This is a genomic window from Acinetobacter ursingii DSM 16037 = CIP 107286 (genome assembly GCF_000368825.1).
Classification (GTDB): Bacteria; Pseudomonadota; Gammaproteobacteria; order Pseudomonadales; family Moraxellaceae; genus Acinetobacter; species Acinetobacter ursingii.
In genome coordinates this window covers 149409-166100 of record NZ_KB849717.1, presented here as the reverse complement: position 1 = coordinate 166100, position 16692 = coordinate 149409, and the positions used below count along the sequence as shown (strand labels likewise).

Genomic DNA, 16692 nt, shown 5'->3' with positions numbered 1-16692 from the left:
AGATGGACTGTCTTTATTTACTAAACTGCGTTGTTTGAAAAATGGGCTATAGCTTTTTTATTGATGAGCAAAGTCATTATCGAAAGGACATGTGATGATGTTCACTCGGGAACAGGTAATTCTATGAAAATTTAAAATAAAGTATGAATTTTTATAAAGTGGCTCGAATAGCCACAAAAATACAGCAAAACAAAGAAATTGTGTCAGATTAAAACTACCAAAATGGCATCTGACTAAGGCTATAATGGAGACCAATTATCAAAGCGAAATTTTAGGAGATCACATGACGGTAGATGTCACTGGAACTATTAATCAAACTGTACATCCTGCGTTTCAGTTGGTACGTCAACATCATGTTGAAGCTTTGGATATTTTAGTTTCTGAATATGCTCATAAAGTGACGGGCGCTGTTCATTATCATTTAGCCACTTCACATGATGAAAATGTTTTTTTAGTGGCATTTCGTACCCAACCGATGGATTCAAAAGGTACAGCACATATTCTTGAGCATACGGCACTGTGTGGTTCAGAGAAATTTCCTGTACGTGATCCATTCTTCTTGATGATTCGCCGTTCATTAAATACATTTATGAACGCATTCACGGCGGCAGACTGGACGGCTTATCCATTTGCAACACAAAATAAAAAAGATTTTCAAAACTTATTATCTGTTTATCTGGATGCTGCGTTTGCAGCAAATTTGAACCCGCTTGATTTTGCTCAAGAAGGGATTCGTATTGAGTTAGAAAATGGCGAACCTGTTTATAAAGGCGTGGTATTTAATGAAATGAAAGGCGCGATGAGTGCACCTTCAGATCAGCTTTATCACCAACTGGCTTATCATTTATTTCCTGAAACGACTTATCATTATAATTCTGGTGGTGATCCGAAAGACATTCCAGATTTAAGTTATGAGCAATTGGTCAATTTTTATAAGTCGCATTATCATCCAAGCAATGCGGTGTTTATGACTTTTGGAAATCAAAGTGCTTATGATCTGCAAGAGCAATTTGAAAAACTGGCTTTGGCAAAGTTTGAAAAGGGTACGACACTTTATTCAACCCCAGAAAAACGTTTGACCGCACCGATTGAAGTGACTGAAACCTATGCAGTCGATAGCGAAGATTTAACTGACAAAACCTATCATGTATTGGCTTGGTTATTACCTCAAGCCAGCGATATCAAGTTACGTTTGGGAATGCGTCTGGTCGAAGGTATTCTGCTTGAAAATTCTGCTTCACCATTGCGTCACTATCTGGAAACTTGTGGTTATGCCCAATCGACGGGTCCGCTCATGGGTGTGGATGATTCTAATTTTGAGATGACCTTCTATTGTGCTGTGCAAGGTTCAAATGCTGAGCATGCTGAAGAGTTTAAACAGGGCGTTCTCAAGGTTTTGCAGGATGTTGCCTCTAAACCGATTGATCAGGCCTTGGTTGATGCAATTTTGCATCAGATCGAATTGCATCAGCGCGAAATCAATGGCGATGGTATGCCTTATGGTTTGAGTTTGATCTTAAATGGTTTGGGCAGTGCGATTCACCATAATGATCCGATTCATGTTTGGGATGTAGATACTGCCATTGATCAGGTTAAAGAAGAACTCGAAGATCCGATGTGGTTGTCGAATTTGATTCAAACCTATCTTTTGGATAATTCACATCGTGTACAAATGACCCTGATCCCAGATGCTGAAAAGTCTGTGAAAGAGCAAGCGGATGAAAAAGCACGTCTGACAAAAATTGCTGAACATTTAACCGATGCTGATCGTGCTGAGATTGAGGCTAAAACCCAAGCATTAAAGGAGCGTCAGGATACACCTGATGATCTGGATTTATTGCCAAAAGTCGGATTAGAAGATGTTCCAGCAGATTTACACATTGTGCAGGGGCAACTTCGGGAAATTATTTCCAATCGGCATGATTATCCTCTGAATTTATATCATGCGGGAACCAACGGGATTTATTATCAACAGGTGTTGATTGAGATTCCAGAGGAAGTGGTGCAGTCGCCTTATTTTAGTCTATTGTCAATTTTGATGGGTGAAGTGGGTGCGGGCGAATATGATTATTTGACTCTGCAACAAGTACAGACGGCCTTGAGTGGTGGTTTGGGCATGGGCGCTTCATTACGTAGTAAAGTGGATGATAAAGGTAAAATTAGTGCGTGGTTGACATTGACCACCAAATCCTTAAATGAGCGATTAGATGCGATTGGTTTGTTAAAACTGGCTTTTGAAAAGCTTCGTTTTGATGAAAAAGATCGAATTATTGAGTTATTACAACAACGTAAAACACGTTGGAAATCACGTTTGTCTGGCTCTGGTCATAGCTATGCGATGCAAGCTGCATCACGCAATATGAGTGCATTGGCGCAGCGTGATTATCATAATACTGGCTTGGGTGCTTTAAACTGGCTAAGTGATCTGGTCGATGATATTGAACAAAACGATACGGCTTATGATCAATTGATTAATGAATTAAAAGCGATTCATTTGAAGCTGTTGCAAGCACCTAAACAGTTTTTATTAGTCTGTGAGGAACAACTTTCAGAACAGTTAATTGAAGAAATTCAAAATGTCTGGGATAAAGTTGAAATTGATACGCAGATTCCCGAAATTCAGAATATTTCGCATTCAGAAAATGATCATGATGAAGCATGGTTAATTCAGACCAATGTTCAGTTTTGTGCATCTGCTTATCCAGCCATTGAGGTTGCACATCCTGATGCAGCGCCGCTGATGGTACTCGCAGCCTATTTGCGCAATGGTTATTTGCACAGCGCGATTCGTGAAAAAGGCGGAGCGTATGGCGGTGGTGCAAGCTACGATGGCAATGCTTGTTCATTCCGTTTTTATAGCTATCGTGATCCACGTCTGGCTGAAACATTTAAAGATTTTGAAGCCAGTGTGGAATGGCTTTTGCATACACAGCAACAGCCCCATCAACTTGAAGAAGCCATTTTGGGATTGGTGTCGAGCATGGATAAACCTGGTTCACCTGCGGGTGAAGCCATAACGGCATGTTATGCGCTGTTGCATGCGCGTACACCAGCCTTTAGGAAAACTTTGAGAGAACGTTTGTTAAATGTCACGGTAGAGGATTTACAACGTGTGGCGCAACAATATTTAATTGATCAGAAACCCATAAAAGCTGTGGTTGCACCGTTTGCAAAACGAGAGCAACTTGAACAGCTCGGTTTTCAAATTAAACAAGTAGATTAAAAGAAAAACTGGAGAAACTTATGTCGTTCAAATCTTTTGAACGAACACCGCTACAACTGAGCATGCTGAGTATGCTCAGTTGTATGGGGGTGTCTGTTGTACATGCAGAAATGTCGGTGACATCGAATCAAACACCAAGCACTGTTGTTAAGACAGTTGAAGCACCTGCCGCACCAGCAAGTGCCAAAGCATGTGTCGCATTGGATTCAAATGCAGACCGTCTGGCTTGTTATGATGCGATTTTCAAAGCGCCTGTAGATACTCGAAACGCAATTGCAGCTCAGCTTGCTGCACCTGTTGAGCCTAAAGAGGATAAAGCGAAGCCTGAGACTTTAAAAGCCAAAGTTGAAGAGAAGGTGGGCAGTTTATTTGCATTGGAAGCTGACCCAATTGATCCGAATGTGTCTTTATTGGATAAACGTTGGGAACTCTCTGAAAAGGCAAAATTGGGCACATGGAATATCCGAGCATTCAAGCCAGTATATTTAATGCCAGTTTTCTGGACGACCAAGAAAAATGAATTTCCTTCAAGTCCAAACCCAAATAATACGGTGACAGAAAATCAAAATTTAGATTCGCTTGAGTCGAAATTTCAGCTTTCACTGAAAACAAAAGCTTGGGAAAACATCATTGGTAATAATGGCGATTTGTGGCTTGGATATACGCAGTCTTCACGTTGGCAGGTTTATAATGGTGACGAGTCACGCCCGTTTCGTGAAACCAATTATGAGCCTGAAGCAAGCTTAATGTTCCGTACCAATTATAAAGTATTTGGTTTAGATGGACGTTTGCTTGGTGTGACTTTAAACCATCAATCGAATGGTCGTTCTGATCCATTGTCGCGTAGTTGGAACCGTGTAATTTTTAATGTCGGATTTGAAAAAGACAATTTTGCCTTAATGCTACGCCCGTGGGTTCGCATTCAGGAAGATAGCAAAAATGACAACAATCCAGATATTGAGGATTATATTGGACGTGGTGATCTAACCGCATTTTATAAATGGAATGACCATGACTTTTCTTTAATGCTACGTCATTCTTTAAAAGATGGTGATGACTCGCATGGCGCTGCACAATTTGACTGGACATTCCCGATTAGTGGGAAGTTACGTGGACACTTTCAGGTCTTTGATGGTTACGGTGAAAGCCTGATTGACTACAATCATCGTGCTACGTATTTTGGTTTGGGTATTTCGCTCATGGATTGGTACTAATCCAATATAAACAGCATCATGATTTATGCTTTATCAAACGCTCAATAAACTTATTGGGCGTTTTCTATTCAATGGATGTACTAAAAATTAAAGTCGATTATTAACCAATTTGAATATCTGCACTCGGATGCTTAAGTCGACTTTTCTTGGGTGTTGCAATGAGATACGCCAGCGTAAGGGGGCCTAAACGACCTGCAAACATCAGTAAACTCAGTACAAATAAGCTACCATTATGTAATTCTCCTGTAACTCCACGAGACAAACCCACAGTGCAAGCCGCGGATACTACTTCGAAAAATAAATCCAGAAAATTTTTGTGTGGTTCCAAGATTAAGATCGTCATGAAACCGATAAAAATGAGACTTAAAGTAATCACGACAACAGCAAGTGCTTTAAACGTACTTTCATAGGAAATAGAACGATTAAATACCCGAATCTCATCGTTTCGACGTAAAAAAGAAATAACACTCAATACTAAAATGAAAAAAGTACCGACTTTGATTCCACCTGCGGTACTGAGTGAGCCGCCCCCAATAAACATGAGAAACATGGTCAGTAGAGTGGAGCTATTCATCAAAGATGCGGTATCGATGGTATTAAACCCAGAAGAACGAGGTACAGTCGCCTGAAACCACGCATTTACAGCTTGCTCGCCTAGATTCATTTGCATGAGCGTGAGTGGATTATTGGCTTCAATTAACCAAATAAGTAAAAAACCACTGATATTTAAAACGGCAATGGTCGATAACACGACTTTGCTATTGGTGCTGAGCTTTTTCCAACGCTTATTTTGTTTGATATCCATCAATACCATAAAGCCAATGCCGCCAAGTATGTACAGGAAACTAATCGCAAGACATGCAAGATAATCACTTTGAAAAGTAACTAAGCTATCGGGGAATAAAGAAAATCCTGCGTTATTAAAGGCGGATACACTATAGAAAAAAGCATAATACAAAGCATGAGCGAATCCGAAGTCTGGTGTCCAGATTGACGTTAAAATGATGATTCCTGTGACTTCGAAGAATAAAGAATAAAAAAACACGGACTGTGCAATGGTGGTAACTTTAGACAAACTGGTCTGCCCCAAAGAGTCCTGCGCCATCATTTGTTGCTTCAGTCCCAACTGTGGAGCAAGACTCAACGCTGCCAGTATAGCGAAAGTCATAAAACCGAGACCGCCACACTGAATCAAAAATAGCAAAATAAGCTGACCTGTAGTGGTCAGCGATTGACCGATATTAACAACGGAAAGCCCCGTAATAGTAACTGCGGAGGTTGCTGTAAATAAAGCATCCATCCAGCTTAAATTACCGTTATTGGCAAAAGGAAGCTTAAGTAAAAGTGTTCCAATGATGATAAAACTAAGAAATCCCAACGCCAAAAGAGAAGGTGGACTGAAATTAAAGGTTTTATTCTTAAGTTTAGCTTTCATCATAGCCTAGAAATCGTTTAGATAGTTTTTTGAGTGGTTCAAGATGACCTTCTATGATGAGAATATCTTTGGATTGTACCGCACAAGATGGTTCTGGATCGTAAATGATATCTTTACCGCGTTGTAATAAAATCGTTTTGATATGATGGGTGGCATCAATTAAACCTAATAAATGTACTCCGTTTAGATGTTTAGGAATTTCTACTTTGACAATGAAATGATCATCATTGAGTGCCATATACCGACTGACCATCGGATAGTTTAAAGCTTGCGCGACACGGACGCCCATATCTTCTTCAGGGTGAATAATTTTATCGACATGTAGATGTGACAAAATCATATGATGCGCTTTGGTTTTTGCTTTAACCCAAATTTTAGGAACACCTAAATTTTTCAGATGTAGCACACATAAAATACTGGCTTCAATATCTTCGCCAATCGCGACCACTACAGCATCACAGTTTTTAATATTGAGTTCTTCAAGCACATGTTCATCACTCGCATCGGCGATCACCGCATGTGTTAGTTGATCACCAATGTCTTCAACATTGCGTTTAATCGTATCTATTCCAATGACATCATGATTAAGCTGCGCAAGTTGTAATGCAACCGTTGCACCAAAACTACCTAAACCAATGACAGCGAATTGAGCCATAAAAAAACCTGATCTTTGTATAATAAGTTAAATTTTAAAATTTTGGATAATGCATAATGATGAAGTTAGTTTATTATTTTTGAATAAGTTTTAGTGCAAAGAAGTGTTAAAAAACCGATAAGGCAGGTTGATCCAAATCCAAATCGGTTTATGTTTGAAAACGCTGAAAAATTATTTCAAGAAACGCTGATAACCAATATTGGCTGTGATTTCTTCATAAGGGTACGTAATGTTTTCCAATGTTTCGATTAATACATCTGGATTTTCCTGCGTATCTGTCGCCTGTAATCCAACCAGTACGCGACCTTCGGCAGCGCCGTGATTGCGATAGTGGAATAAGCTAATATTATGCGTTGGACCTAAGCGCTCAAGGAAAGTAAGTAGGGCACCTGGGCGTTCAGGGAATTCAACACGGAATAAACGTTCATTTTCAATATTGGCATGACCACCAATCAAATATCGAATATGCAGTTTAGCCACTTCATCATCAGACAAATCATCGACTTCATACAATTCTTTAAGTGAATTAAAGATCTCGATACGTTCAGCCTGACCTGATTTTAGACTGATGCCAACAAATACCTGAGCTTGGTTGCTATCACTTGCACGATAATTAAATTCGGTAATATTACGGCCATGTAAAGCACGGCAGAAATTTAAAAATGCGCCTTTTTGTTCAGGAATGGTGACTGCAAAAATAGCTTCTTTATGTTCACCCAATTCAGTACGTTCAGCAATATACCGTAAGCGGTCAAAATTCATGTTTGCACCGCAAACGATGGAAACAATATTTTTGTCCTGAATTTGATACTGTTCAACGTATTTTTTTATACCAGCCAAAGCCATTGCGCCTGAAGGCTCAACGATGCTGCGACACTCATCAAAAGTATCTTTAATGGCGGCACAAATTTCGTCTGTATTTACCAATACGACTTCACGTTCAACAATTTGCCCAGAGTTGTCTGATTTTTGCAGTTGAATCACTTCAAATGGTTTTTCACCAATTTGAGCCACCGCAGTACCATCGGCGAATAAACCGACATGCGGCAAGATCACGCGTTGATTATGTTCAAAGGCTGCTTTCAAACAGGCTGATTCATCATATTCAACTGGAATCACTTTGACATGTGGTGCAACATCACCTAAATAAGCGGCAACCCCTGCAATCAAGCCACCACCACCCACAGCAACAAACACATATTCCACATCGCGCCATTGACGTAAAATTTCATTGGCAATCGTGCCTTGACCCGCCATGACCAGTTCATCGTCATAAGGTGGAATAAAGGTCATGCCTTCATCTTTGGCACGTTGAATCGCGTATTTATTGGCGACATCAAAAGAGTCGCCGTGTAATACGACTTCACCGCCTAAACGCTTTACGGCCTGAACTTTAATATCGGGTGTGGTTTTAGGCATTACGATAATGGCGCGTATTCCTAATTTTTGACCAGATAATGCAACACCTTGAGCATGGTTACCTGCTGAAGCGGTGATGACACCACGTTCCAATTGGGATTTTGGGAGTTGGCTAATACGGTTATAGGCACCGCGTAGTTTAAAAGAAAAAACAGGTTGTAAATCTTCGCGTTTAAAACGAATGTTATTATTCAGTTTTTCACTAATTCGTGGCGCTGCTTCGAGTGGGGTTTCGATTGCAACGTCATACACCGTTGCCTGTAAAATTTGTCGAACCAAACGAGACAGCATGTTAATCTTCCATCTAACAGTTTAAAATAAACGATTATTGTAACAAACCCCTAGGCATTTGCGCCGATTAATTCGTCCTAATGTCAAAAATAATAGTTGAGTGATGTCATGAGCCTGTATGCAACCCAAGATGAGAAAAAACAAGCTGCTGCGAAAGCAGCTTTAAAACACTTGCCAAGAGGTGGCATATTAGGAGTAGGAACTGGCAGCACAGTCAATTTTCTGATTGATCTACTACCTGAATTACAGCTCGAAGCAGCTGTTGCCAGTTCTCAGGCCACTGCCGAGCGCCTACAAAAGTTAGGCATTGAAGTGGTGGATATGAATCATGTCGGTGGCTTGGATGCTTATGTTGATGGCGCTGATGAAATTGATCGCCATATGCATATGATCAAGGGCGGTGGTGCTGCGCTCACACGTGAAAAGATTGTGGCATCTATCGCCAAAAAGTTCGTATGTATCGTCGATGATTCAAAATGGGTGGAACAATTAGGTCGTGAATTTCCATTACCTGTTGAAGTCATTCCAATGGCACGTTCTGCTGTCGCACGTAAAATTGTCACTTTAGGCGGTGATCCAGTCTATCGTGAAGGTGTGGTCACCGATAATGGCAACGTGATTTTAGATGTTTATAATTTAAATATCCTAAATGCCATTGAACTTGAAAAGACATTAAATGATATTCCAGGTGTGGTCACTAATGGTATTTTTGCGCTGAATCCTGCATCTGTTGCGATTGTGGCAACCAATAGTGGGATTGAAGAACGTACAGCGATTTAATGCTTTTGGAATCATTACCCGAAATTAAGATGGTCAGACATGTAAGGGCAAGACATTTGCGTTTACGTGTCGAACCGCATCAAATTCGTTTAACTGTGCCGTTATTTTGTACAAAAAAGCAAATTCAGCAATTTTTGGATCATTCGCAAGAGTGGTTATTACAAACTTGGCAGAAACAGACTCAGCAACAACAACTTGCAAGTTCAAATCTCCAGCAGATTCATTTTTTTAATCAAGATCAGCCTTATCAGATTATTTTGCGTAAACAGCATAAAAATTATCTGATTGATCATGAACAAGCGTGCGTCTTTATTCGAGAAGATAAAGGCAATACCGTGTTGAAAGATATGATCTACGACTATGCAAAACAATATTTACCCGTATATCTGAAGGAAATCAGTCAGCAGGTTGGACTTTCGTTTCGTGATTGTAGTATTCGACGGCCTAAAACCCGATGGGGAAGTTGCAGCGCGCAGCACAATATTATGTTACATGCAGGCTTGGTCTTAATGCAGCCTGAAATCGTACGCTATGTTTGCGTACATGAATTGGCGCATACGCGTTATTTTAATCATAGCGTGCAGTTCTGGGCTGAAGTTGAAAAATTCGATCCAAAATATTCCAAGCATCGTAAGCAACTGAAAAGTTATCAATTACCTGTGTGGTGGTATTAGGAGCCATAATGCATTACGGCTCCTATCACACATTTAATTGAAATTACAGCTTAATTTCTCGGTTTCGAGTTGTGCAGGTGAAGTATGTTTATCTAAACCCGCTGTTGCAGACAGAATTTTGTTATCTTTAATTTTAAGCTGAATAAACGGATACTGTTGAGAATTATTGCTCGGTTCAGCAGAGCCGCTATTGAGAATATAGTCGTTTGTGGATGCATTGACTTGCAGCAAGTTATCTGTACTTCCGCCGTTTAAGCTAGATTTATAAGTCTGTTCGCCCTGACTGAGTTCAATTTCACCTGTTGCTCGGACTTTTAAAATACAGTTATTGGCTTCATAGCGACCCACTAAATATTCAATTGTGGGAAAGTTAATATCTGTATTTTCAGTATTTATTCCAGTAATGCCTTGCTTACATGGATAAATAGAATCTCCACATACACTTGAATTGGTAAATCCAATAGCACGTCGATAGTCACCCGCACCACTCGTTCGGATATTAACAGTATTATAAGCGGTATTCGGCGTTCCACTATAGGCGCGCTCGTTCAATGCTTTATAGCCTATTCCATTTAAACTGGGTTGCAGTTGACGAGCAGCTAAGTCTAATACCGCATTTTTTAGACGGCTTGCAAACAGTTCTCTGACAGTTTTTTGATTTGCTCCAATATCAGGAGCCGTATTTAATATTGCTTCCGTATTTTCGACAGTACTCACCATTGGCGCAAAATCAGTGGTATGACCATTCACTGCTTTTCCATCCAGATAGCCATCTGCCAAATCGAGTGCAATGTTTTGAGTAAATTCTGAATAATAGTTGCTACTTTGATTATGTGAGTTATACCAATACACAAAGTATCCAAAGCTTAAATAACTATCTAAATAAAGATTCTGAGGAGATGCTGTATAACTCAGATTGGTTAATGCATTGGCATTGCTTAAAGTCGGGGTGTTTTCATTTTTAAATGCATTGAGTAGTGCGGCATTTACATCTTGCATTGCCATCGTAAAATGTGTGTCATTAATTTTTGAGTTTTCGATATTTTCATTTGGAAGTTGACCTGCGCGGACTAAAGCTCTTTGGTAAATGGCCTCAGATACAGGACTCGCAAAAAATATACGTGACTCAGTGGATGTTGGCCACAACAATGCATGATAAGTGCCCACAAAATTGATAAACTTATCATTAATAAAATCATAAATTTGAGAGTTCTGATTGGTCGTCATCTCAAGACGATAGATTCGATTTGCTTTTTCAATTGGAAACTTCAAAATTGAAGACGTTCCGCTAAAAGAACTGACCTCAGTAACGACTTGATTATTGGTATTGTCATAAAGTTTAAGATTCACATCATGTACTTCCAAAGGGAGTTTAATCAGGACTTCGTTTGGTTGTAAAACTTGATTGTTTGAATTTTCGTTATTTTGCTGTGTTGTTGGAGGGGTGTTAGAACTTCCCCCACAACTGGCAAGATAACTACTCAATATTATGATGCCAATTGATTTGAATAGATTGCTATATTGATATTGTCTGCTTTTAAAAAAAGGCATTCCTTCACCCCTGAAGTTTTAGTCATCCGTGTCAAGTAAGGAGTCAGTTTTATATACTGACAAATCATCATTAGACTTCTTTCATCATTATTTAAACCTTCTTTATTTTTCTCGCGTATGGAGAAATAAAGGGGATTTATCAAAGAAGCCTATTTAAATTTTAGATTTAAATCCTTGTCATTTAACGACATCAAATACTTTTTAGAACTTATTTTGCGATTACAAAGTTTTATTCAGTTTAAAATGTCGGCTTTAGTTTCATTTTATGCCATCTCAATATAATGGCTAAAGTAATTTTTGACCAATGGTCGGATATGTGACAAATACTTTATTACAAGGCTAATTTGAAGCGCCTTTAAAAAGCTTTTTTTAGGTCTCTGAGTCGATTGTAGAAATCCGAGTAAACTGCCATACTATCCGCCATTCGGTTGAAATTTAGAGGTAATAATCGTGGTCTCTGTCGGAATTGTTGGGGGAACTGGATATACTGGCGTTGAATTATTGCGTCTTTTATTACGACATCCGCAGGTCACTGTTCGAGTCCTTACTTCACGTACTGAAGCTGGTAAACGCGTTGCCGATATGTTTCCAAGCCTTCGTGGTCATACTGATCTTGAATTTTCAGATTTGAATCTGGATCTATTAAAACAATGTGATGTGGTGTTTTTTGCTACACCGCATGGTGTGGCGATGCAACATGCAAAAGAACTGGTGGCAGCCCAGACTAAAGTGATCGATCTTGCTGCCGATTTTCGTTTACAAAATCTAGAACAATTTGAAAAATGGTATGGTTTGCAGCACAGTTGCCCTGATATTTTACAAAATTCAGCTTATGGTTTGACTGAACTTAATCGTGAGAGAATTAAGCAGGCTAGTGTAATTGGTAATCCAGGTTGTTATCCAACCACGGTACAGTTGGGTTTAGCACCGTTATTGAAATCTGAACAAAACTTAGTAAACCCTTCAAGCATTATTATTGATGCCAAATCGGGTGTATCTGGTGCTGGTCGTAAAGCGAGTATGGGCATGATCTACTCGGAAAATGCCGATAATTTTAAAGCCTATGGGGTGAGTGGACATCGCCATCATCCTGAAATTGTAGAAGCACTCGAAAATATTTCAGGTCAAAAGGGTGTCTTTGATCATATCGTGTTTGTTCCGCATCTGGTGCCGATGATTCGCGGTATGTTAAGCACTATTTATCTTGATTTGACTGAACAGGGTGCAAATACAGATATTCAAGCGCTTTATGAGCAATTTTATGCCGATGAAAAATTTGTAGATGTGATGCCACCAAATAGCTCACCTGAAACGCGCAGTGTACGCGGAGCAAATGAATTACGCATTGCATTGTACAAACCGCAACCCCATAAATTGATTGTACTATCGGTACAGGATAATTTAGTAAAAGGTGCTGCGGGGCAGGCTGTACAAAATATGAACCTGATGTTTGATTTTGCCGAAGATGCAGGTCTAACAGGTATTGGTTTATTACCATAAAAAACGCTTTTAAGCTTCACACACATTTAAATTTCGATTTAAATGTGTGCTTTGGTTCTATCTTCAAACAGAGATGGCGATGCAGAATACTGAACAAATAAATAATGATGATCTACACACACCCAAGCCATCATTTTGGCATACGAACAGACCCTTAGTGATTGGAGCGATTGTTCTGATTTTGGGTAGTGTTTCGTTGGGTTATACCGTTGGACATCGTCAAGGATTGACTGTAGTAGGTTACGATGCAGATGCGGAACAATTGGTTGAAGTGGTTCAAAAGCAGAAAACTGCTTTAGATGCTGTCAATAAAAGTTTGAATGCAACTGTACAAGAACGAGATGTTGCAGTGAGCAATGCCAATGATTTATATCAGAGGATTACTCAAGCAAAGAATGATAAGGCGCAAATGGAAGGTATGAGTGCGCTTTATCGTGAGATATTACGTCAACGAGGCGGTTTGAGCTTAACGATTCAAGATTTGGCAATTAAACCATTGCCTGAAAATGCCTTTGAATATCAGCTTGATTTGGTACAAGTTAGCCCAAATAAACGTCGTGCAACAGGCTCGGTAGAGATGCGTCTGATACAAGGTGATGAGATTTTAGTAGTGCCACTAGAAGACAACAATTTCAATTTTGATGATTTTGAACGTTTAACAGGACGCTGGACGATGCCTAAAGGTTTTACTCCGCAGTTTATTGAAGTTCGATTGACAGGAGCTACACCTGTTACCAAACGTTTTAGCTGGCAACGTGGAAAACCAGTTGAGGCGGAATCTGCTTTTGTTGCAGAAATCCCGCAAGCCGAAGCAAATGCAAATTAAGAGTGAATCAAAGAGTATATGCGAACCAATAAGCGACAAATTAGTTTAAAAGACGTGAAAGCTTCCTTTTACCAATCTGGATATGTCGATTGGCATATCAATCCGCGCTTAAGTGATTCGCAAAGTAACGAGCCAGAAGGTGATATTGCAGTACAAACTGCTGAGCCTCAGCTAAAACGTCCACCTCTATATGCGGTAGTATTGTTGAATGATGATTACACCCCAATGGACTTTGTAATTGAAATTTTACAACAATACTTTGCATTGAATCTTGACCAAGCCACTCAAGTAATGCTAACTGTACACTATGAAGGTAAAGGTGTTGCTGGTGTTTATCCGAGAGACATTGCGGAGACGAAGGCAAACCAAGTAAATAATTACGCTCGATCCCAAGGTCATCCATTACTTTGTCAGATCGAACCCAAAGATTAAAGGGGGTCGTATGCTCAGTCGTCAATTAGAAGTATCCTTACGTTTGGCTGTAAGCATGGCTCGTCAAAAAAGGCATGAGTTTCTCACTGTAGAACACTTATTGCTGGCTTTGCTCGATAATGATTCGGCTGTTAATGCACTTAAGGCGTGTGGCGCTGATATAGTTTCATTGCGTAAAGAACTAGAAGAATATGTAGAACAACATACACCGAAGCTTGGTGAAAATAACGACCAAGCTCCACATCCGACTGAAAGTTTTGACCGAATTTTACAGCGTGCTATTTTTCATGTGCAATCTAGTGGCGGTGATCGTACCGTTGAAGGTGCAGATGTATTAGTGGCGATGTATTCTGAACGTGATTCTTTTGCGGTTTATCTTCTAAAGCGTCATCAAATCAACCGATTGACCTTAACGCAGTATCTCTCTCATGGAACCCGTAAAGAAGATATTCAGGCAGAAGAAGAGGTTGAAGATATCGAAGGAGATGCTGCTTCATCTTCAAATGCAGGCCCTTTAGAACAATTTACGCTAAATCTCAACAACGAAGCGCTTAAAGGTAAAACAGATCCTCTGATTGGGCGTGAAAAAGAGATAGAGCGTACCGCTCAGATTCTTTGCCGTCGTCGTAAAAATAATCCACTGTTAGTGGGTGATCCTGGCGTGGGTAAAACCTCAATTGCAGAAGGTTTGGCATGGCTTATTGTCAATGGCAAAGCGCCAAAACCACTTGCAAATGCTGAAGTCTATAGTCTGGATATTGGCGCCTTAGTTGCAGGAACCAAATATCGTGGTGACTTTGAAAAACGCTTGAAACAACTGCTCAATGCGTTAAAGAAAAATCCAAATGCGATTTTGTTTATTGATGAAATCCACATGATTATTGGTGCAGGCTCAAGTATGGGCAGTACCATGGATGCATCTAACCTCATCAAGCCGGCATTAGCCAATGGTACTTTACGTTGCATCGGATCAACCACTTTTCAGGAATATCGTCAGGTTTTTGAAAAAGATCATGCATTATCGCGCCGTTTCCAAAAAGTCGATGTGAATGAACCAAGTATTTCTGAAACCATCGATATTTTACGCGGTCTTAAAACCAAGTTTGAAGATTTCCATCATGTTGAGTATGAAGATAAAGCTTTAGTTGCAGCAGTAGAGCTATCTTCCAAATTTATCAATGATCGTTTCTTGCCAGATAAAGCCATTGATGTAATTGATGAAGCTGGTGCACAGCGCCGTTTAAAAGCAGAATCAGACGATAGTTTGATTACCATTGAAAATATTGAAGATATTGTTTCTAAAATTGCCCGTATTCCACCGAAAACAGTCTCTAAAGATGATAAAGCAGTGCTTGAATATCTTGAACGAGACTTAAAACGCGTGGTGTTTGGTCAAGATGAAGCGATTAGCGCACTTGCTTCTGCGATTAAATTATCTCGCGCAGGATTAAAAGCACCAGATAAGCCTGTCGGTAGTTTTGTATTTGCAGGTCCAACTGGGGTGGGTAAAACAGAAGTCACCAAACAATTGGCAAAATTGTTAGGCGTGGAATTGGTACGTTTTGATATGTCGGAATATATGGAACGTCATGCGGTTTCACGTTTGATTGGCGCACCTCCAGGTTATGTAGGATATGATCAGGGTGGTTTGCTGACTGATGCGATTCACAAAAATCCACATTGCGTATTATTGTTAGATGAAATTGAAAAAGCGCATTCGGATGTATTTAATTTATTGCTGCAAGTGATGGATCATGGTGCATTAACGGACAACAATGGTCGCAAGTCTGATTTTAGAAATGTGATTATTGTTTTGACCACGAATATTGGGGCCGAAAGTATTTCAAGAACCAGTATCGGTTTCACTGAGCAAGATAATAGCAATGATAATCAGGAAGCGATGAAACGTGCATTTGCTCCTGAATTCCGTAACCGTTTAGATGGCGTTATTCAATTTAAAGCTTTACCAACTTCAGTGATCGAATCAGTGGTTGATAAGTTCTTGACCGAGCTACAAGCACAACTGGATGATAAAAAAGTAGTGCTTGAAGTTGATCAATCTGCTCGTGATTGGTTAGCCACCAATGGTTATGATCGTCAAATGGGAGCACGTCCGATGCAGCGTCTAATTCAGGAACATTTGAAAAAGCCGCTTGCTGAAATGATTTTGTTTGGTGAGCTGGCTGATCATGGCGGCAATGTCGCTGTTTCTGTGAAAAAAGAAGATGGTAAAGAAGTTGGATTACAGCTTTCTGTCTTTGAAGACCAAACGGCTGAGCCTGCTTAATCGATGCTAGAAGATTTCTCAATCACCCGAATACTCAGTGTATTCGGGTTATTTTTAATCACTGCTATTGCTGAAATATTGGGCTGCTATTTTCCCTACTTAATTTTAAAAGAGGGGAAAAGTACATGGTTATGGATTCCTACCATAGCTAGCCTTGCATTATTTGTATGGCTTTTAACCTTGCATCCAACTGCTTCAGGACGCATTTATGCTGCTTATGGCGGGATCTATATTTTCACAGCGCTGATGTGGTTGCGTTTTGTTGATCAGGTTGCATTAACACGCTGGGATTTGTTGGGTGGCATCGTGGTTTTAATTGGTGCGAGTTTAATTATTTTGCAGCCGCAAGGTTTGATCCGATAATTGCTTTTAATTTTAAACATAAAAAACGCTGTTTTAAAACAG

13 protein-coding genes are annotated in these 16692 nt (G+C 39.8%); 9 read left to right on the top strand and 4 right to left on the bottom strand.

Going from position 1 to position 16692, the window contains the following annotated elements:
• Positions 1–283: 283 nt before the first annotated feature.
• Together F944_RS08300 and F944_RS08295 are read left to right on the top strand one after the other, a co-directional pair.
• The gene (locus F944_RS08300; protein ID WP_010588704.1) at positions 284–3223 is read left to right on the top strand and encodes an insulinase family protein; all 2940 of its coding nucleotides are present in this window, start codon (positions 284–286) and stop codon (positions 3221–3223) included.
• A gap of 20 nt (positions 3224–3243) precedes the next feature.
• Positions 3244–4437, top strand: a complete 1194-nt coding sequence (locus tag F944_RS08295; RefSeq protein WP_004989275.1) for a phospholipase A — start codon at positions 3244–3246, stop codon at positions 4435–4437.
• 100 nt (positions 4438–4537) lie between these two features.
• Here F944_RS08295 and F944_RS08290 read toward each other — a convergent pair whose 3' ends face one another.
• The 3 genes from F944_RS08290 to ilvA form a co-directional block, all read right to left on the bottom strand.
• Entirely contained in the window at positions 4538–5875 is a 1338-nt protein-coding gene (locus F944_RS08290; protein ID WP_373869000.1) for a TrkH family potassium uptake protein, read from the bottom strand.
• Positions 5862–6527 (bottom strand): potassium channel family protein, encoded by a 666-nt coding sequence (locus tag F944_RS08285; protein ID WP_004989270.1) that lies wholly within the window; start codon positions 6525–6527, stop codon positions 5862–5864. Before F944_RS08285 ends, F944_RS08290 begins: the two co-directional genes overlap by 14 nt.
• 171 nt (positions 6528–6698) lie before the next feature.
• Positions 6699–8237, bottom strand: coding sequence for a threonine ammonia-lyase, biosynthetic (gene ilvA / locus F944_RS08280; protein WP_004989268.1), 1539 nt, complete (start codon positions 8235–8237; stop codon positions 6699–6701).
• A gap of 108 nt (positions 8238–8345) precedes the next feature.
• Here ilvA and rpiA point away from each other — a divergent pair, with 108 nt between their 5' ends.
• Both rpiA and F944_RS08270 read left to right on the top strand, forming a co-directional pair.
• On the top strand, positions 8346–9017 hold the full coding sequence (rpiA, locus tag F944_RS08275; protein WP_004989265.1) for a ribose-5-phosphate isomerase RpiA: 672 nt from the start codon (positions 8346–8348) through the stop codon (positions 9015–9017).
• Complete coding sequence (locus F944_RS08270) at positions 9017–9691, top strand: YgjP family zinc-dependent metalloprotease (RefSeq protein WP_004989264.1); 675 nt, start codon at positions 9017–9019, stop codon at positions 9689–9691. Before rpiA ends, F944_RS08270 begins: the two co-directional genes overlap by 1 nt.
• Before the next feature lie 33 nt (positions 9692–9724).
• Here the strand turns inward: F944_RS08270 and F944_RS08265 are convergent, their stop codons facing one another.
• Positions 9725–11176 (bottom strand): hypothetical protein, encoded by a 1452-nt coding sequence (locus tag F944_RS08265; protein ID WP_227546593.1) that lies wholly within the window; start codon positions 11174–11176, stop codon positions 9725–9727.
• Between the two features lie 510 nt (positions 11177–11686).
• Here F944_RS08265 and argC point away from each other — a divergent pair.
• The 5 genes from argC to F944_RS08240 all read left to right on the top strand — a co-directional run bounded on the left by argC (position 11687) and on the right by F944_RS08240 (position 16650).
• Positions 11687–12742 (top strand): N-acetyl-gamma-glutamyl-phosphate reductase, encoded by a 1056-nt coding sequence (argC, locus tag F944_RS08260; protein WP_171063275.1) that lies wholly within the window; start codon positions 11687–11689, stop codon positions 12740–12742.
• Between the two features lie 73 nt (positions 12743–12815).
• Positions 12816–13568 carry a DUF6776 family protein gene (locus F944_RS08255; RefSeq protein WP_128910936.1) on the top strand — a complete coding sequence of 251 codons (753 nt, stop codon included), beginning with the start codon at positions 12816–12818 and terminating at the stop codon, positions 13566–13568.
• 18 nt (positions 13569–13586) lie between these two features.
• Positions 13587–14000, top strand: coding sequence for an ATP-dependent Clp protease adapter ClpS (gene clpS / locus F944_RS08250; RefSeq protein ID WP_004989257.1), 414 nt, complete (start codon positions 13587–13589; stop codon positions 13998–14000).
• A gap of 10 nt (positions 14001–14010) precedes the next feature.
• On the top strand, positions 14011–16287 hold the full coding sequence (gene clpA, locus F944_RS08245) for an ATP-dependent Clp protease ATP-binding subunit ClpA (RefSeq protein ID WP_004989255.1): 2277 nt from the start codon (positions 14011–14013) through the stop codon (positions 16285–16287).
• Positions 16288–16290: 3 nt separating this feature from the next.
• Positions 16291–16650 carry a YnfA family protein gene (locus F944_RS08240; RefSeq protein WP_004989254.1) on the top strand — a complete coding sequence of 120 codons (360 nt, stop codon included), beginning with the start codon at positions 16291–16293 and terminating at the stop codon, positions 16648–16650.
• Positions 16651–16692: the final 42 nt, after the last annotated feature.